Source organism: Allobosea spartocytisi (assembly GCF_014764685.1).
GTDB lineage: Bacteria > Pseudomonadota > Alphaproteobacteria > Rhizobiales > Beijerinckiaceae > Allobosea > Allobosea spartocytisi.
The window spans coordinates 36,664-54,263 of sequence record NZ_JACXWY010000004.1 but is presented as its reverse complement, the minus strand read 5'-3'; the positions used below and the strand labels follow the sequence as shown (position 1 = coordinate 54,263).

Sequence of the window (17,600 nt, the reverse complement as noted above, 5' to 3'; positions counted from 1 at the left end):
TCCGAACTCCGGCACAGCCGAATCCGGAACGCAAGCATGGGTCTAAAGCTGCGCTGCCACGACACGCTTTGAAATAATCGTTCGCTCAGCGCGCTTGACTGGTAATCTTCCGTCTGAGATATGTCAATAACGTTGACCTAAATTTCTGGAGAGCTTTTTTGGCCCAGAGCCAGACCCGCTCGGAACCGATCGTGCCAAAGGGGGCAGCCCCTTTGCCGGCGACGGCTGCGCCCGTCCCCTTCGACCTGATCGAATTGCTCTTCTTCGCCTATCGCGACTTCGTCGGCGATCCCGACCGTATCCTCGCCGATTACGGCTTCGGCCGCGCCCATCACCGCGTGCTGCATTTCGTGCAGCGCCGGCCGGGGCTGACCATCGCCGAATTGCTCGACATCCTCCAGATCACCAAGCAGAGCCTCAACCGCGTGCTGAAGGAGCTGGTCGAGAAGGGCTATATCGAGCAGCGCACCGGGCGCCAGGACAAGCGCCAGCGCCATCTCCACACCACGCCGGCCGGACAGGATCTGGCGCAGCGCCTCGTCCAGCTCCAGTCGAAGCGGATCATGGCGGCGCTCGACAATGTCGGCCCCGAAGCGGCCGAGACCATCGCGCGTTATCTCGCCGCGCTGATCGATCCGTCCGAACGTCCGAAGGTGCAGGGGCTGCTCTCCGGCGCCTGAGCCGCGATGCCGCGCCGGCCCTGCGGCCACCGGGCAGCCGGGCTCCTGCGATCGATTGACGACCCCGTCATCGCCCTGTGCTATGAGGGCCGGAGGGTCGCGCCAAGGGATGCGCGACGAATAGAGACGCTCGGATGATCGCAATGGAAGCCCCGGCGAAGCCGGCCCGCAAGATATTGCCCGATGAGGCCCCGCATGTGCTCGTCGTCGACGACGACCGGCGCCTGCGCGAATTGCTGGCGCGCTTTCTCGGCGACAACGGCTACCGCGTCACCACGGCCGCCAATGCCGCGGAAGCCGATACGCGCCTCGACAACCTCGTCTTCGACGCCATCGTGCTCGACGTGATGATGCCGGGCGAGAACGGCTTCGACTTCGCCCGCCGCTTCCGCGGCGGTTCCGCCGTGCCGATCCTGATGCTGACCGCCCGCGCGGATGGCAAGGACCGCGTCAACGGGCTGGAGATCGGCGTCGACGATTATCTGGCAAAGCCCTTCGAACCGCGTGAATTGCTGCTGCGCCTCGGCAATATCCTGAAGCGCACCGTGGTCGTCGAGGCCGCGCAATCCGGCACGCGGCCGGATTTCGTCCGCTTCGGCCCCTTCCTCTACGGGCTGGCACGCGGCGAATTGCGCAAGGGCGAGGAGACCATCCGCTTGACCGAGCGCGAGCGCGAAATCCTGACGGCGCTGGCCGAGCGCGCCGGAGAGGTCGTGCCGCGCGAGGAGCTGGCCGCGCAGGGTTCCGCCGCCAATGACCGCACCGTCGACGTGCAGATGAACCGATTGCGCCGCAAGATCGAGCGCGACCCGGCCGATCCGCTCTACCTCCAGACCGTCCGCGGCGTCGGCTACAGGCTGTTGACGGACAGGACGTGACACCGGTTCAGCAGGACGGACAAGGACGAGGCGCGCTGCAGGTCGCGACGACGTGGCTCGCGCGCGCCCGCTCCGCCCTGCCCCGCCTCGCACACCGGGCCAACAGCGCCATCAAGCCGGTCCTGAGACAGATCGGCCGGCCGCTCCACATCGTGGCGCGCTACATGCCCAAGGGGCTTTACCCGCGCGCGCTGGTCATCGTCATCGCGCCGGTCGTGCTGCTCCAATCGGTCATCGCCTATGTCTTCATGGAGCGCCATTGGCAGCTGGTGACGCAGCGGCTTTCCGCCGCCGTCTCGGCCGACATCGCCATGCTGATCGACGTCTATGAAAGCTATCCGCAGGATGCCGACATCACGACGCTCTCGCGCATCGCCGCCGAGCGGCTCGGCATGGATGTCGACATCATTCCCGATACCGACCTGCCCGCTCCGGGCCCCCGCCCCTTCTTCTCGCTGCTCGACAATGCGCTCTCGACCGAACTCAGCCAGCAGGTCGCGCGCCCTTTCTGGCTCGACACGGTCGGCCGCTCCAGCCTGATCGAGATCCGCATCAAGCTCGGCAAGGACGTGATGCGCATCCTGACCCGGCGCAACGCGGCCTATGCCTCGAACAGCCACATCTTCCTGCTTTGGATGATCGGCACCTCGCTCATCCTCCTGACCATCGCCGTGCTGTTCCTGCGCAACCAGATCCGGCCGATCCTCAAGCTCGCCGACGCGGCGGAAGCTTTCGGCAAGGGGCGCGACGCCGAGTTCCGCCCGCGCGGCGCCCGCGAGGTCCGCCGGGCCGGCAATGCCTTCATCGAGATGAAGCGCCGTGTCGAGCGCGCCATCGGCGAGCGCACCACGATGCTCAACGGCGTCAGCCACGACCTTCGGACCATCCTCACCCGCTTCCGCCTCTCGCTCGCGCTCCTGGAACGATCATCCGAGATCGAAGCGCTGGAGAAGGATGTCGACGAGATGAGCCGCATGCTGGAGGACTATCTCGCCTTCGCGCGCGGCGATGCCGGCGAGGTCCCCGTCGAGACCGATATCCGCGCCTTGCTCGAGGAGCTGAAGGCCGATGCCGAGCGGCAGGGGCACCAGACTGCGCTCGAGGTGATGGGCGATCCGCTGGTCGTCGTGCGGCCCGATGCCTTCCGCCGCCTGCTGACCAACCTCGTCTCCAACGCCGCCCGCTATGGCGACCGCATCGCGATCCGCGCCACCCATGACGCGCGCTATCTGATCGTGACCGTCGATGATGACGGCCCCGGCATTCCGCCGGACCAGCGCGAGGAGGTCTTCCGCCCCTTCTTCCGCCTGGATGAGGCCCGCAACGTCGATGGCGGCGGCACCGGCCTCGGCCTCGCCATCGCCCGCGACATCGCCCGCGCCCATGGCGGCGACATCATGCTCGGCGATTCCCCGCTCGGCGGCCTGCGCGCGACGGTGCGGCTGCCGGTCTGACGCAGCGGAAAGCGACTCGACACTTATCGGCCCGGAGCCGTAACTGGTCTCAAAATTTGCTTGCTGGGGCTCGCCATGCAGACATTCCGGACCGTTGCAGCGCTTCTGGTGGCGTCGCTCCTCCTTTCGATCGCCGCAGCCCGCGCCGAGGAGGTCGTCGATCTCGGCGGCGGCCTGTTCGGCGGAGGCCGGGCCCTGCTGGACAAGCCGGCCGGAAAGGCCCGCGCCGGCCTCGTGCTCCTCACGGGCGGCGACGGTTATGTCGGCATCGGCTCGGATGGCAGCGTCGCACGTGACGGCAACTGGATCGTCAGGACACGCAGCGCCTATCTGCGCAGCGGCATCGCCAGCATCACGCTCGACGCCAATGCCGACCCGGCCAAGGCGGTCGAATATATGCGCGCCATCGCGCCGCGGGTGATCGTCGTCGCGATGAGCCGCGGCGCGCTCAAGGTCGCGGGAACCTTGCCGGCGCGGCCGGACGGCATCGTCTTCGCCTCGTCGATGCTCGACGAGGCGCGCGGCATGATCGGCGATCCCGGGCGCCTGCCACCGACCCTGATCATTCATCACCGCCAGGACACGTGCCGCGTCACCTTGCCGGAATCGGCTGTCGCCTTTCAGCAATGGACCGGCGGCAAGGCGCGCCTGCTCTGGATCGACGGCGGATCCTCGACGGGCAATCCCTGCCAGGCGCGCGCCTATCACGGCTTCATCGGCCGCGAGGGTCAGGTCGTTTCGGCGATAGCGAGCTTCGCCGGCTCGCTGCGCTAGAGCCTCCGATGCCGGAGCGGTCTGCGCGCCTTACGCGGCGCCGATCGGCGCAAGCTTCGGCAGACGTTCGACCGCATGGTCGATGAAAGCACGCACCCGTGGCAGCGGATGCCGGCCGCCGGGAGTCACCAGTTGCACCGGCAGCGCCTCTGGCTCGAATTCCGGCAACAGGCGCACCAGCGTTCCGGCGGCGATGTCGTCGGCCGCCTGATAGGAGAGCGGGCGGGCCAGGCCTCGCCCTGCCCGTGCCGCGATCAGCACCGATTCGACCTCGTTGACGATCAGCCTGGGCGTGAGCGCCACACGGCTGCGCCGCCCGGCGCCGCCGAACTGCCAGGTCATGATCGGGGTCGCGGCGACACTGACGATCGTCTCATGGGCGGCGATGTCCGAGGGCCGCCGCAACGGCGGCGCCCCTGCCAGATAAGCCGGCGAAGCCACCAGGATACGCCTGACTTCGCCGACCTTGCGCACGCGAAAACGCGAATGCGGCAGGGGCCCGATCCGCACGGCGACCTGCAGATCCTCCTCGATCAGGTCGAGATTGCGGTCGGCCAGCACCAGTTCGACCTGCACCTGCGGATAAAGATCGAGGAATTCCGAGACCAGCGGCGTGACATGGCGTCGCCCGAAGGAGAGCGGCGCCGTGATGCGCAGCAGTCCGCTGACCGGCGCCTCGGAGACGCCGCCGAGCGAAGCCGCGTAATCGCCGAGCACGCGGCGCGCCGCAATAGCGAGTTCACGGCCGGCCTCGCTCGGCATGAAGCGGCGGGTCGAGCGCGTGATCAACCGCTGTCCGACGCGATCCTCCAGCGCCGCGAGCGCGCGGGTCACGGCCGGGCGCGAGCGGCGCAGGCGTCGCGCCGCGCCGGCAAGGCTGCCGGCCTCGATGATCGCGACGAAGATGGCGAGCTCGTCCAGCCGGTCCATGTCACTGTTTCAGATTTTGGAATTCTGATTTCAATCAATAGCAGATTTCGCCCGAATGGTGAAATGACGATCTTATCCCCGGCGCATATGGCGGCTGCAGGGAGATCGGCGATGCACACGGAGATCACGCTTCACGGCACGGCCCTCTCGGGTCACACCCACCGCGTCGAGCTGCTGCTGCGGGCACTCGGCCTGCCTTATCGCTTCGAGGCGGCCCCGGCCGATGTCCGCCGAAGCGAGGCCTTTCTCCAGCTCAATCCGCTCGGCCAGATTCCGGTGCTTCAAGACGGCGATCTCGCTCTCGCCGACAGCAACGCGATCATGGTCTATCTCGCGCGGCGCTATGATCCACAGGGTCCTTGGCTACCGCTCGACCCGCTGCAAGCCGCCCAGGTCCAGCGCTGGCTGTCCATTGCTGCAGGCGAGGTCATGCACGGTCCGGCGACGGCCCGCATGATCGTTCAGTTCGGCCTGTGCGACGACAAGGCAAGGGCCCGGCGCGTTGCCGAGCGCCTGTTCCCCTTCATGGAGGCGCATCTCAGCAAGCGAAGCTTCCTGGCAGCGGACCATCCGACATTGGCCGACCTCGCCTGCTATTCCTATGTCGCTCATGCGCCGGAAGGCGGGCTGTCGCTCGCGTCCTATCCGTCCCTGCGGGCCTGGCTCGCCCGCATCGAGGCCTTGTCCTTCTTCAAGCCAATCCCGCCTTCGCCCTTGCCCGAGGAGACCAGCGATGATTGACGCGTCCCTCACGCCCTTCCATGGCGGCGAGCTGGAGGCGCAGGCACACGCCGGCCAGTTCTCGCGCGGCGGCGGCATCCGTGGCTTCATGCCGGATCAGCACCGCCTGTTCTTCGCCGAGCTGCCCTGGTTCTTCGCCGGCATTCTGGACGCGCAGGGCTGGCCGCTCGCGACAGTGCTGACCGGACCTCCAGGTTTGATCGAGAGCCCGACGCCGAACACCCTCATCGTCAGGGCGCTGCCCTCGACGCAGGACCCTGCCGCCGAGGCCTTCCAAGCTGGAGCGGGAATCGGCCTTCTCGGCATCCAGTTCGAGACGCGGCGGCGCAATCGCGCCAACGGAACGATCGCAGCGGTCGGAGAAACCGGCTTCTCCGTCGCCGTCACTCAGAGTTTCGGAAATTGCGCCAAATACATCCAGACCCGCACGATCGAAGGTTGGACAGTGCCGGGATCGGCTGAAGCGGTAGAGTTCACCCGTCTCGACGCACCGGCACGACAGCTGATCGCGGCAGCCGATACCTTTTTTGTGGCGAGCGCTGCCGGGACGGATGCAGGTGCGGCCGCCGGTATCGACATGTCCCACCGTGGCGGCAGACCCGGCTTCGTCCGCATCGACGACGATGCGCTGACGGTGCCGGACTTCGCCGGGAACAGCTATTTCAACACCTTGGGCAATCTCTTGCGTGAACCGCGCGCCGCATTGCTCTTCGTCGATTTCCGCACGGGCACGGTGCTGCAGCTCCAGGGTGCAGTCGAGATTCTCTGGAACGATCCCGAAGCCGCCCGCCTCGATGGCGCGGAGCGGCTCTGGCGCTTTCATGTCAGGCGCGGCTGGCGTCGTGAAAATGCGCTACCGCTGCGCTGGTCAGCACCGGCTTACGCGCCGACCACCTTGCAGACCGGCCTCTGGGACCAACCCGCTTTGGCCAGCGCTGTCTAGAACAGCCGCCCGCCATCCGGCACGGCATGGCCGGGGCCGATCAGCACGACCTCGCCATCGGCGTCGGGCATGCCCAGCGTCAGCACCTCCGACATGAATTTGCCGATCTGGCGCGGCGGGAAATTGACCACGGCGAGCACCTGCCGGCCGGGCAGATCCTCCGGCCGGTAATGCTTGGTGATCTGGGCGGAGGATTTCTTCCGCCCGATCGTGCCGCCGAAATCGATCACCAGCTTGATCGCCGGCTTGCGCGCTTCCGGATAAGGCTCCGCCTCGACGATCGTACCGACGCGGATATCGACCTTGAGGAAATCGTCAAAGCCGATCGTCGCGGCTGTTTCCTGGGACGCGCTCAAAATTCCTCCCACCCCTTGTCATGGGCATCGAGATCGGGCTTGCGGGCGGCAGCTGCCACACCGGCGGAAGCTTTTGCGACCCGTGGCGCAGCCGGGCGCGGTGCCCGTGTGGCCGGAGCGACCGCCGCCTGCATCGTCCGGGCGATCGCCTGCAGCCTGGCAGCGTCGCCGCCGATCTGGAAGCGGGCGACGAGCGCCGAGAGCCGGTCGGCCTCCTGCGACAGCGAATGGGCCGCGGCGGTGGACTGCTCGGCCATGGCCGCGTTCTGCTGCGTCGCCTGGTCCATCTCGCCGACCGCGGCATTGACCTCCTGCAAGCCGGAGGCCTGCTCCTGTGCCGCGCCCGCGATCTGGGCGACGAGGCCGGTGGCACGCGCGATCTCGGAGGCCATGCGCTGCAGCGCCCCGCCGGTCTGCCCGACCAGCGCGACCCCCTTCTCGACCTCGAGGGTCGAGGCGTCGATCAGCCCCTTGATCTCCTTGGCCGCGGAAGCCGAGCGCTGCGCCAGGGCGCGCACCTCGGAGGCAACGACGGCGAAGCCTTTGCCGGCATCGCCGGCGCGCGCCGCCTCGACGCTGGCATTGAGCGCCAGCAGATTGGTCTGGAAGGCGATCTCGTCGATCACGCCGACGATCTGCGAGATCTCCTGGGCCGATTTCTCGATGCCGCCCATTGCCGTCACGGCATCGCGCACGATGCTGGTCGACTGCTCGGCCTCGGTCTTGACCTGCTCGGTGGCCTGGTTGGCGAGGCGCGCGCTCTCGGCGGTCTGGCGCACGGTGGCGGTGAGCTGGTCGAGCGCCGTAGCCGTCTCCTCGACCGAGGAGGCCTGCTGCTCGGTGCGGCCGGCGAGATCGTCCGCCGCCTGGCTGATCTCGACCGAGCCCGCCTTCATGCTCTCGGTGTTGGTCGCGATCTGGCGCATCGCGTCCTGCAGCTTGGCGATGGCGGCGTTGAAATCGTCCTTGAGTTTGACGTATTCGGCCGAGAACGCCTCGTCGATCCGGTAGGTCAGATCGCCGCCGGCCAGATGCTCGAGCCCCGCTCCCAGCGCCTGGACGACATCGGCCTGCACACGCGCCTGCTCCACGCGGTCGGCCTCGTTGCGCCGCCTCTCGGTGTCGGCCGCACTGCGGTGTCCGGCCGCTTCTTCCTCGGCGCGCAGCTTGTCCGCCTCCATCGCCTCCTTGGCCAGCGCCTGATCGCGAAAGACGACGAGCGCGCGCGCCATGGAGCCGATCTCGTCCGGCCGCTGCTGATGCGCGATCTCGGCCTGGAGATCGCCCGCCGCGAGCTCGTTCATCGAGGACGACAAAGCGGTCAGCATCCGCGAGGCGCGGCGGCTGAGGACGATGACGAGACCGAGCATGAGCAGGCCCAGCGGAACCAGGACTTTGGCGACGCCGCCGACCATGCCGAGGAAAGCCGCGTCGACATCCTGGACATGGGCGCCAGTGCCCACCACCCATTGCCACTTCGGAATGCCGATGACGTAAGAGATCTTCAGCGAAGGCTGGCTGTCGCCGATCTTGAGCCAGCCATAGTCGAGGAAGCCCTCGCCCTTCGCCTTCGCCAGCGCGACCATGTCCTGCACGAAGAACTTGCCGTCCGCATCCTTGAGCGGCTTCATGTCGGTCGACTGGATCTTCTTGTTGGCATGCAGCACGCTGATGCCGTCGTAATTCACAATGAAGTAGTAGTTGCCGTTGTCGAAGCGCGCATTGCCGATGGCCTCCATGGCCATCTTCCTGGCGTCGTCCTCCTTGAGCTCGCCGGCCTCGGCCCGCGCCAGATAGCTCTTCACCGTGGTCGCCGCGGCTTCGACCGCGTTCTTCATCTCGGCGCGCTTCAGGGCGAGCATTTCGGTGTGCGCGGCGTTCAGCGTGTAGCCGACGCCTCCGGCCGCGATAATGACGGCCAGGCCCGCGATCAGGGCGAAGGAACGACCGATCGATAGGGTCGCAATTTTCCGGAAGAACGACATCGCCTGTCCTGCACGCGAGGAGAAGTGTCGTCCTTTCCCATGAATTGCCTAAAGCGCGCTTAAAATCGTCGCGTTTCGGCCATGTTCCGGGGTCGCCGGCGCAGGCGGAAGCGACGCCCGCCCGCGGACCTTTCGGCAGGGGCAGCGCCGGTCAGATCGCCGGCGCGTAATCCTCGTTGTCCTCGCCGCGCTCGGAAGCCCGCTCGCGCCGCCGCGCCTTCAGCGGGCGGCCCGAGCAGATCGCCCGCGCCAGCCCCCGGAACGGCGCCGTCAGCCGGTGCACATCCTCGACCCGCGCCATGATGCGGCCAGCGGTCTTCAGCTCGCGGTCAAGCCGCGCCATGGTCTTCGACAGCTCCGGCTCGTCATCATCCAGCCAGGTGTCGGAGACGCGCGCCATCAGCAGCACCGCGCCCTGCACGCGTAAGGCCCCGAGCGAATCTTCCGTCGGGATGCCGACGGAGGCCAGCATGTAGCGCCAGGAATTCACCGCACCGCGATTGAGCGCCGCCAGCGTCAGCGGGTCGCGGCGGATGACCGGCACGATCCTGCGCAGAGCTGCCTTATAGGGCGCCATCGCGTCGAGCCGACGCATCACGAGATCGAAGAGCCGCTCGCGGACGGGCTCGCCGGCGAGATCGTCCGACACCCCCGCGAGCACGGCATCGTCCACGATACGGGTCACGCCACCCAGCATGGCGAGCTTGGACGGGAAAAGCCCACGCAGTTGCGCCAGCGTCAGCCCCGCCTCGGTCGCGATATCAGGAAGCTCGATCTCGCCCCATGGCCGGCTTGCGGCCAGGTTCATCAGCGCATCGACAGCCCGCTTGCGCGGATCGGCCGGTTTGGTGGCTTCCTTGGCCGTCGCCTCGGCGGCTTCGGCCTTGGTGGAAACGGGTTTGCGGGCCATGGCTCTGCTCCTCTCGCTTCGCTCTCAAGAGAAGGTAAGCCGCCATCGTGGCAGGTGGAAGACCGCCCGGCGCATTTTCGGGCGATGCGGACGCCGGATCGCGCGAAGAGAAGCCCTCACGCAAGAGGCTGAAATCGCTCGCCTTTCAACAATAAACCGAACGGCATCAGCCGGAAAGCTCGCCGGCGCGACGTTTGGCAGCAGCGACGGCCTTGCGCATCAGCGGCTTGAGGCCGTCCTCGGCCATCAGCACTTCGAGCGCCGCCGCCGTCGTACCGCCGGGAGAGGTCACATTCTGGCGCAGCGTCCCGGGCGGCAGCGGCGACTGGAACAGCAATTCCCCCGCCCCTTCGACGGTGGCGCGCGCCAGCCGCTCGGCGACATCGGCCGGAAGCCCCGCCTCGACGCCGGCCGCGGCAAGACATTCGACCATATGGAAGACATAGGCCGGCCCCGAGCCCGACACCGCCGTGACCGCGTCGATCAGCGCCTCGTCGTCGAGCCATTCGACCTTGCCGATGCTAGCGAGCAGGGCGTCAGCGGTCGCGCGCTGCGCCGCACTGACGCCCTTGCCCGGCGCGGCCGCCGTCGCACCGCGCTGCACCGAGGCCGGCAGGTTCGGCATGGCGCGGATGATCGCGCCCGCATTTGGCAGCCGCGCGGCGAGGTCGCTCAGCGTCTTGCCCGCCAGGATCGAGATCAGCAGTGTCTTGGGATGGATGAAAGCCTGCACGGCCGGAGCGGCCGTGTCCAGCATCTGCGGCTTGGTCGCCAGCACGAGCACCTCGACCGGCGGGATCTCCTTCGCCGAGGGGTTCAGCCGCATCCCCTTCTCGCCCGCGAGCTCGACGATCTCATCCGACGGCTTGGGGTCGATCAGGCTGATGCCGGCCGGATTGATCCCGATGCGCAGCCAGCCTTCCAGCATGGCCCCACCCATCTTGCCCGCGCCGATCAGAACGAGCGATTGCGGCAAGGAAGCGGTCATGGCAGGCCCTCGGCGGCTGGGAACGAAACATCATGTCTGGGCTTGCCCCAGGCATTTCAGGACCAGAGCCTGCAAGAGATGGCCGGGTCAAGCCCGGCCATGACGCGCGGTGCGGTGCCCTCAGGCCTCGCCCATCGTTTCCAGCATCGCGCCTTCGAGCCCTTCCTTGGCGGTCTTGCCGGCCCAGACGACGAACTGGAAGGCCTGATAGTAGCGCTCGCAGGCGTCGATCGCGCTCTTGATCAGGGCCGCGGCCTGCTCGTCCGTCGGTTCCGCGCCGCCGGAGAGGAGCAGCGCATGGCGATACATCACGATGCTCTCGCTGCTCCAGAGGTCGAAATGGCCGAGCCAGAGCTGCTCATTGACCAGGCTGACGAGTTGCAGCACCTCGCCGCGGCGCCGTTCCGGCACCTTGAGGTCGAAGGCGCAGGCGATGTGCAGCGCCTCCACCTCGGCGAGCCAGGTGATCGCGACATGGTACTCGGCCCAGCCGCCGGTCACCGAGACCGACAGCTCGTCCTCGCTGTCGCGATCGAAGGTCCAGTTGTTGAGGGAAGCGAGTCGTTCGAACAGGTCGAGAGGGTTGGAGGGCCGATCCGCATCGGCATCCATATCGAGATCCATCATGCCCTAGGTCCACCATCCGGATGCAGGCGCATCCGGCGCGTTCGAGAAGAGGAACACGGCGACTGGAAAGCCGAAGGAACGCAACTCACCTCCGCAACGCTCCGGGGAGGAGCGTTCCCGTCCGCCTCGGCAGAGCGAATCTGCTTAGCGAATCAATTCTTTCCACCGACGATAGCGCAGGCGCTGTGACGCTCCCAACACAGCGCCGAAGCTCCGCGGATTCGGGCGCCGGGCTCAATCCCTCGCAGGCTCTGTCCACAGCACTTGGCTGTGGACACGCAAACCTTAGGTCAGGGTGCCCCGGTCAGGACTTGGCGAGCTTCGCCTCGAGCTCCGCCAGGCGCGCCGCCAGCTTGTCGTTCTCCTCGCGGGCGATCAGGGCCATCTCGCGTACCGCCTCGAACTCCTCGCGACTCACGACGTCGAGCTCGCGCAGCAGCTTCTCGATCTGCGTCTTGACGACGGTTTCGACCTCGCGGCGCACCCCCTGCGCGGCGCCGGCCGCATCGGTCGCGAGGCGGGCGATATCGTCGAGGAAGCGGTTGCTGGTGCTGGCCATGGCTGTCTCCCGGGCGGATGGGGCACCCGCTTTCCGGCCTATATGGGAGAAGCCCGCCCGCATCGCAATCGAAAGCCACGGCCGGCGACGGACGGATCGCCTCACCGCCCGATCTGGACCTTGCCCGGCGATGCGCCTAGAAAGAGCGCACAGGGTAGTTCGCAGCGATCCACAGCCCAAAGGGCGGGAGGCGTCATGTTTCATCGTTTGAGCGGCCTCGCTCTGGGGCCGGTTTTCGCGTTTGCCCTCGCAGGCTGCCAGGAAACCACCCAGACCGCGGCCCGCCCCCGCGTCGACGCGCCTGGCGTCCCCGTCTCGGTCCAGAGCATCTCCGGCGCGCCCGACGACGTGACGACGAACTTCGCCGGCCTGCTCGGCGAGGCGGCGGCCGAGCGGAAGATGGAAATCGTGCCGGGCGACAAGCCGGCGCGCTTCCGCGTGAAGGGCTATCTCACCGCCCAGCCCACCGAGGACGGCCAGACCGCGCTCGCCTTCGTCTGGGACGTCTATGATTCGACCAAGCAGCGCGCCCAGCGCGTCCAGGGCGAGAGCATCGGCAAGCGCGGCGGCGGTTCCGATCCCTGGGCCGGCATCGACCAGACCGTCGTCGCCAAGGCCGCCTCGGATTCGATGGACGCGATCGCGGGCTTCCTCGTCACGACGCCTGCCGCCGAGGCCGCGCTGGGGCCGGCCGAGAAGAGCGGCGGCAAGGCGAAGGCCGGCGGCAAGGATACCGCGACCCACACCGCCTCGGCAGGCAACGGCAAGCGGCTCTGACATCGCCTCCGGGGACTGAGCCAACCGGCCCTCCCCAACAGCCGCATCCGAGGGCTTCATTCCCCGCTCCGCGGGCCGGACATGCCGCCGGCCCTTCTTTGTCATATGTTTTGCATGCGGATATTGCAGCGCAGCGGTCGACTCCATGCGGCGGCGCTGTTAAGAGCGCTTCCAACTGAGCCCGCCCTGCTGGCTCGCGCCCCGCCTCTTCCAACGGTACGCCACGGCATGGCCTCTCATTTCAAAGTCGTCGCCGGCAATTCCAATCGGCCGCTCGCCGAAGCCATCTGCAACCATCTCAGCATTCCGCTCGCCAAGGCGTCCGTCCGGCGCTTCGCCGATATGGAGGTCTTCGTCGAGATTCAGGAGAATGTGCGCGGGCAGGATGTCTTCATCATCCAGTCCACCTCTTTCCCCACCAACGACCACCTGATGGAGCTGCTGATCGTCACCGACGCGCTGCGCCGCTCCTCGGCCAAGCGCATCACGGCAGTGATCCCCTATTTCGGCTATGCAAGGCAGGACCGGCGCGCCTCCGGCCGCACGCCGATCTCGGCCAAGCTCGTCGCCAACCTGATCGCCCATGCCGGCGTCGACCGCGTGCTGACGCTCGACCTCCATGCCGGCCAGATCCAGGGCTTCTTCGACATCCCCACCGACAACCTGTTCGGCGCGCCCCTGATGGCGCGCGACATCAAGGACCGGCTGGAATGGAAGAACGCCATGGTCGTCTCGCCGGACGTCGGCGGCGTGGTGCGTGCGCGTGCGCTGGCCAAGCGCATCGACGCGCCGCTCGCCATCGTCGACAAGCGCCGTGACCGGCCGGGCGAGTCGGAGGTGATGAACATCATCGGCTCCGTCGAGGGCCGTTCCTGCATCCTGATCGACGACATCGTCGATTCCGGCGGCACGCTGGTGAACGCCGCCGAGGCCCTGCTCGAGCAGGGCGCCAAGGAAGTCTTCGCCTACATCACCCATGGCGTGCTCTCGGGCGGAGCGGTGGCGCGTATCGCCAGCTCCAAGCTCAAGGAGCTGGTCATCACCGACTCGATCATGCCGACCGAGGCGGTGAAGGTCGCTCGCAACATCCGCGTCATCTCGATCGCCGCGCTGATGGGCGAGGCGATCGAGCGCACGGCGAGCGAGACCAGCGTCTCCAGCCTGTTCGACTGAGCCCGCCTTGGGAGAGTCGCGCGCCCTCGTGCTGTTCTCCGGCGGTCAGGATTCGACCACCGCGCTGGCCTGGGCACTCGACCGTTTCGACGCGGTCGAGACGATCGGCTTCGACTACGGCCAGCGTCATCGCGTCGAGATGGAATGCCGGCAGGCGATCCGGGCGAAGCTGCCCGCCCTCGCTGCCACTTATGCCGAGCGGCTCGGACCGGATCATGTCGTCGATCTCGCGGCGCTGGGCGCCATCTCCGAGACGGCGCTGACCCGCGAGACCGAGATCGTCTTCGCCGAGACGGGCCTGCCGACCACCTTCGTTCCTGGCCGGAACCTGATCTTCCTCACCTTCGCGGCGGCGCTCGCCTACCGGCGCAACCTGCGCCACATCGTGCTCGGCGTCTGCGAGACCGACTATTCCGGCTACCCCGACTGCCGCGACGACACCATCAAGGCGATGCAGGTCGCGCTCGGCCTGGGCCTTGACCGGCGGCTCGTCCTGCACACGCCGCTGATGTGGCGCGACAAGGCCCAGACCTTCGCTCTCGCCCGCGAGATCGGCGGCCAGGCCCTGCTCGACCTCGTTCTCGAAGAGACCCATAGCTGCTATCTTGGCGACCGGGCGACGCGGCATGGCTGGGGCTATGGCTGCGGGCATTGCCCGGCCTGCGACTTGCGTGCGAAAGGCTTTGCGGCCTATTTGGCCGCACCCGGCAACAGCGGACCATCTTATGACACGTGATCGTCAGCGGCTGACAGAGGGCGTCATCGCGCTCGTCCTGTTCGGCCTCACCATCCCGGCGGCGAACTGGATGATCGGCAATGTCGGCACGGTCTGCGTGCCGCAGGGCCCTTGCCTCGTCCCGGTCTGGCCCGGCATCAGCGCCCCGAGCGGCGTGCTGATGATCGGGCTCGCGCTGGTGCTGCGCGACATCGTTCAGCGGCGCCTGGGCCCGGCCGCAGGCCTTGCCGCCATCGCGATCGGCACGCTGATTTCGGCGCTGCTGGCGCCATCGGCGATCGTGATCGCCTCCGTCGCGGCCTTCACCCTGTCGGAGCTCGCCGATTTCGCCGTCTATACGCCGCTGCAGCGCCGGCGCTTCGTCACCGCGGTCGTCGCTTCCGGTTTCGTCGGACTGGTCGTCGACAGCGTCATCTTCCTGCATCTGGCTTTCGGCAGTCTCGACTTCCTTGCCGGCCAGGTGATCGGCAAGGCCTGGATGATCGTGATCGCCCTGCCCCTGATGCAGCTCCTGCGCCGTCGCGACGAACGCCTGGGCCTGGTCGCCGCCTGACCTTTCCATCGTTCAGGCCGCCCCGGTTCGAGACCGCGGCCTGAACGGACTTGAGATCGCGATGGTTTTCGCCTATGAGCAGCCTCGCGCCCGGCTGACACCCTTGGAGGCTCTGGGCGCGCCATCCGATGGCCGCCACGAGGCGGCCTTGTCATTTTACAAGTCAAGGACATCCAACATGACCGCCGTGAAGCAAATCGAGGCTTCGGCGCGCGCACAGGTCGGCAAGGGGGCCGCCCGTGCTGTTCGCCGCCAGGGCCAGACGCCTGCCGTGATCTATGGTGGGGGCGCCGCTCCCGAAGCCATCGCGCTCGACGCCAACAAGACCCGCCAGCTGATTTTCGGCGGCCACTTCCTGACCACGATCTTCGAGATCGAAGTCGCCGGTAAGAAGCAGCGCGTCATTCCGCGCGATTACCAGCTCGACCCGGTCAAGGATTTCCCGATCCATGTCGACTTCCTGCGCGTCGCCAAGGGCCAGACCGTCACGGTCCAGGTTCCGGTTCACGTCGTCGGTCAGGAGCAGAGCCCCGGCGTCAAGAGCGGCGGCCTGGTCCAGATCGTCGAGCACGCCCTCGAAGTCACCGTCGAGCCCGACAGCATTCCGGAGTCCATCGACGTGTCGGTGGCCGGCCTGAACGTCGGCGACTCCATCCATGCCGACGCGATCAAGCTTCCGGCGGGCGCCAAGCTCACCGTTGGCGCTGACGCTACGATCGTCACGATCTCTGCGCCGACCGTCGAGGCCGAGCCCGTCGCTGCCGAAGCCGCGGAAGCCGCTCCCGAAGCCAAGGCCTGATGAAACGGCGCCGCCCGGCGCCGTTCACCTGGAACGATCACGAGACGGCCGGGCTCCCCCGGCCGTTTTGCTATGGCATCGGACCGAAAGTGCTTTGCGCTTTTCGGCCCAGCCCCATGCTGAATCGATAAGCCTGCCGGAGTCCCGCCATGCTGATCTTCGCCGGCCTCGGCAATCCGGGCGCGCGTTATGCCCGCAACCGGCACAATATCGGCTTCATGGCCGTGGACGAGATCGCCCGCCTGCATCGCGCCTCCCCCTGGCGCTCGCGCTTCCAGGCCGAGGCCTGCGAGGCGACGATCGGCACCGAGAAGGTGATCCTGCTCAAGCCGCAAACCTATATGAACGAATCCGGCCGCGCGATCGGCGAGGCCGCCCGCTTCTTCAAGATCGCGCCCGCCGATGTCGTCGTCTTCCATGATGAGCTCGACCTCGCCCCCGCGAAGCTGCGGATCAAACTGGGAGGCGGCAATGCCGGCCATAACGGCCTGCGCTCGACCACCGCGGCCATCGGCAACGATTATCGCCGCGTGCGGATGGGCATCGGCCATCCCGGCCTGAAGGAGCTGGTCCACGGCTATGTGCTGAACGATTTCGGCAAGGCCGAGCAGCCCTGGGTCGAGGATCTCTGCACCGCCTGCGCCGACTTCGCCCCTCTCCTCGCCGCCCATGACGATGCCGGCTTCCAGAACAAGGTGCATCTCTTCATGGATGCGCGCGGCCACGCCGCCGTGAAACGGCTGGGCGAGAAGAGCGAGGGCTGACGTCCGGATCCGAAGAACGCCGTCGTTAGTCCGGAAATGACTTCGTCATTCCGGGCAAGCGAAGCGCAGAGCCGGAATCCATCGTAGAGCGCCGAACCCTCCGATGGGTTCCGGATCAGCGCGGCCTCGCCGCCTGTCCGGAACGACGGGGGGTCCTGCCGAAAAGATAATCTCTTTCAGTAAGGCAGCTTGGCGCCCGATTTGGCGATGGTGATCCGGCTCGTGCTGTAGCTGCCATCGGCCTGGCGGCTCGCCGTCATCGCGACCTGCGCGCCGGGCTTGAGCTCCGCCGCATCGGCCGGCGCGGCCATCAGGATGGCAGCGTCCGGCGTGATCGTCACCTTCTGCTCGCCACCGGGATAGCTCAGCACGAGATTGGCACCATCGACCCGCGAGACCGTATCGGCCACGGTCGCATTGGTCATGGTCGCGTCCGGCAGCACGCCCCATGGCCGATGCCCCTCACCGGTCCCGCGCATCGCCTCGGGGAAGATCATCACCTGCACCGCCAGCAATGTCCCGTCAGGCTGCGGCTTGGCACCGACGCCGATGAAGGCGCCCTTGGCGATGTCGGAGGCCTTGGCGGGCACCACGCCACCGGCGGAGAAGCCCGGGGCCAGCGCAACCTTCGCCTCCCGGCCATCGGAGGTCTTGAGCGTCAGCACCGAACCGCTCATGGCCTCGACCTCGCCGCGCAGCCGCGTGCCGGGCGTCTGGGCAAGTACTGCGGAGGTGGCCAGCAACGCGACGGTGGCAACGGATGGCAGGCGAAGCATGGGAGCGATCCTATCGAGATGTCTCGGCTGAGCGATCCAGCACGCGCCGTCGGCCGGCCGCCATGCACGTTCCCGTGAGGCCGCTGCCCCGCCATTCGGCCCTGCCCCTTGTGTTTACGGCGCTCTCCCCCCAATAAGACGCCATCATTTCTGCAACATCGCGCGCGCCCGCCTTTTCGGCCGCAGCAGCGCATCGG

Annotated in this window: 20 protein-coding genes; 12 read left to right on the top strand and 8 right to left on the bottom strand. The window is 67.4% G+C overall.

Going from position 1 to position 17,600, the window contains the following annotated elements:
• Positions 1-158 precede the first annotated feature (158 nt).
• From IED13_RS07760 to IED13_RS07745, 4 genes are all read left to right on the top strand, one after another.
• Positions 159-680 (top strand): MarR family winged helix-turn-helix transcriptional regulator, encoded by a 522-nt coding sequence (locus IED13_RS07760; protein WP_081925153.1) that lies wholly within the window; start codon positions 159-161, stop codon positions 678-680.
• Between the two features lie 134 nt (positions 681-814).
• Positions 815-1,558: a response regulator gene (locus IED13_RS07755; protein ID WP_038359204.1), complete on the top strand. Its 744-nt coding sequence runs from the start codon at positions 815-817 to the stop codon at positions 1,556-1,558.
• A gap of 164 nt (positions 1,559-1,722) precedes the next feature.
• Positions 1,723-3,012, top strand: a complete 1,290-nt coding sequence (locus IED13_RS07750; protein WP_081925223.1) for an ATP-binding protein — start codon at positions 1,723-1,725, stop codon at positions 3,010-3,012.
• Positions 3,013-3,087: 75 nt separating this feature from the next.
• On the top strand, positions 3,088-3,786 hold the full coding sequence (locus IED13_RS07745) for an alpha/beta fold hydrolase (protein ID WP_191123843.1): 699 nt from the start codon (positions 3,088-3,090) through the stop codon (positions 3,784-3,786).
• 30 nt (positions 3,787-3,816) lie between these two features.
• Here IED13_RS07745 and IED13_RS07740 read toward each other — a convergent pair whose 3' ends face one another.
• Positions 3,817-4,716, bottom strand: a complete 900-nt coding sequence (locus IED13_RS07740; RefSeq protein WP_112762756.1) for a LysR family transcriptional regulator — start codon at positions 4,714-4,716, stop codon at positions 3,817-3,819.
• Between the two features lie 111 nt (positions 4,717-4,827).
• Between IED13_RS07740 and IED13_RS07735 the strand changes: the two genes are divergently transcribed.
• Positions 4,828-5,457, top strand: a complete 630-nt coding sequence (locus IED13_RS07735; RefSeq protein ID WP_038359207.1) for a glutathione S-transferase family protein — start codon at positions 4,828-4,830, stop codon at positions 5,455-5,457.
• Entirely contained in the window at positions 5,450-6,400 is a 951-nt protein-coding gene (locus IED13_RS07730) for a pyridoxamine 5'-phosphate oxidase family protein (protein ID WP_191123842.1), read from the top strand. The genes IED13_RS07735 and IED13_RS07730 overlap by 8 nt, the downstream gene beginning before the upstream one ends.
• Here IED13_RS07730 and IED13_RS07725 read toward each other — a convergent pair.
• The 6 genes from IED13_RS07725 to IED13_RS07700 all read right to left on the bottom strand — a co-directional run bounded on the left by IED13_RS07725 (position 6,397) and on the right by IED13_RS07700 (position 11,825).
• Positions 6,397-6,756 (bottom strand): tRNA-binding protein, encoded by a 360-nt coding sequence (locus IED13_RS07725; RefSeq protein WP_081925155.1) that lies wholly within the window; start codon positions 6,754-6,756, stop codon positions 6,397-6,399. The genes IED13_RS07730 and IED13_RS07725 overlap by 4 nt on opposite strands.
• Complete coding sequence (locus IED13_RS07720) at positions 6,753-8,741, bottom strand: methyl-accepting chemotaxis protein (protein ID WP_191123841.1); 1,989 nt, start codon at positions 8,739-8,741, stop codon at positions 6,753-6,755. The genes IED13_RS07725 and IED13_RS07720 overlap by 4 nt, the downstream gene beginning before the upstream one ends.
• 151 nt (positions 8,742-8,892) lie before the next feature.
• Entirely contained in the window at positions 8,893-9,651 is a 759-nt protein-coding gene (locus tag IED13_RS07715) for a TetR/AcrR family transcriptional regulator (protein ID WP_113252623.1), read from the bottom strand.
• A 166-nt stretch (positions 9,652-9,817) separates the two neighbouring features.
• Entirely contained in the window at positions 9,818-10,639 is an 822-nt protein-coding gene (gene proC / locus IED13_RS07710) for a pyrroline-5-carboxylate reductase (RefSeq protein ID WP_113252624.1), read from the bottom strand.
• Between the two features lie 120 nt (positions 10,640-10,759).
• Positions 10,760-11,266, bottom strand: a complete 507-nt coding sequence (locus tag IED13_RS07705) for a type III secretion system chaperone family protein (RefSeq protein ID WP_038359216.1) — start codon at positions 11,264-11,266, stop codon at positions 10,760-10,762.
• Positions 11,267-11,570: 304 nt separating this feature from the next.
• A complete protein-coding gene (locus tag IED13_RS07700) occupies positions 11,571-11,825 on the bottom strand; it encodes an accessory factor UbiK family protein (protein WP_038359218.1) in 255 nt (84 codons plus the stop codon).
• Positions 11,826-12,020: 195 nt separating this feature from the next.
• On the opposite strand from IED13_RS07700, the gene IED13_RS07695 reads away from it, so the two are divergent.
• The 6 genes from IED13_RS07695 (at position 12,021) to pth (ending at position 16,627) form a co-directional block, all read left to right on the top strand.
• Entirely contained in the window at positions 12,021-12,602 is a 582-nt protein-coding gene (locus IED13_RS07695) for a hypothetical protein (protein ID WP_112762762.1), read from the top strand.
• Between the two features lie 228 nt (positions 12,603-12,830).
• Complete coding sequence (locus IED13_RS07690; RefSeq protein WP_038359221.1) at positions 12,831-13,775, top strand: ribose-phosphate pyrophosphokinase; 945 nt, start codon at positions 12,831-12,833, stop codon at positions 13,773-13,775.
• Positions 13,776-13,782: 7 nt separating this feature from the next.
• Complete coding sequence (queC, locus tag IED13_RS07685; protein WP_112762764.1) at positions 13,783-14,511, top strand: 7-cyano-7-deazaguanine synthase QueC; 729 nt, start codon at positions 13,783-13,785, stop codon at positions 14,509-14,511.
• Positions 14,501-15,064 (top strand): VUT family protein, encoded by a 564-nt coding sequence (locus tag IED13_RS07680; protein WP_038359226.1) that lies wholly within the window; start codon positions 14,501-14,503, stop codon positions 15,062-15,064. Before queC ends, IED13_RS07680 begins: the two co-directional genes overlap by 11 nt.
• A 178-nt stretch (positions 15,065-15,242) precedes the next feature.
• Positions 15,243-15,863, top strand: a complete 621-nt coding sequence (locus tag IED13_RS07675; RefSeq protein ID WP_038360177.1) for a 50S ribosomal protein L25/general stress protein Ctc — start codon at positions 15,243-15,245, stop codon at positions 15,861-15,863.
• A gap of 149 nt (positions 15,864-16,012) precedes the next feature.
• Complete coding sequence (pth, locus tag IED13_RS07670; protein WP_038359229.1) at positions 16,013-16,627, top strand: aminoacyl-tRNA hydrolase; 615 nt, start codon at positions 16,013-16,015, stop codon at positions 16,625-16,627.
• 176 nt (positions 16,628-16,803) lie between these two features.
• Here the strand turns inward: pth and IED13_RS07665 are convergent, their stop codons facing one another.
• Positions 16,804-17,403: a DUF5666 domain-containing protein gene (locus tag IED13_RS07665; RefSeq protein WP_113252629.1), complete on the bottom strand. Its 600-nt coding sequence runs from the start codon at positions 17,401-17,403 to the stop codon at positions 16,804-16,806.
• Between the last annotated feature and the right edge of the window lie 197 nt (positions 17,404-17,600).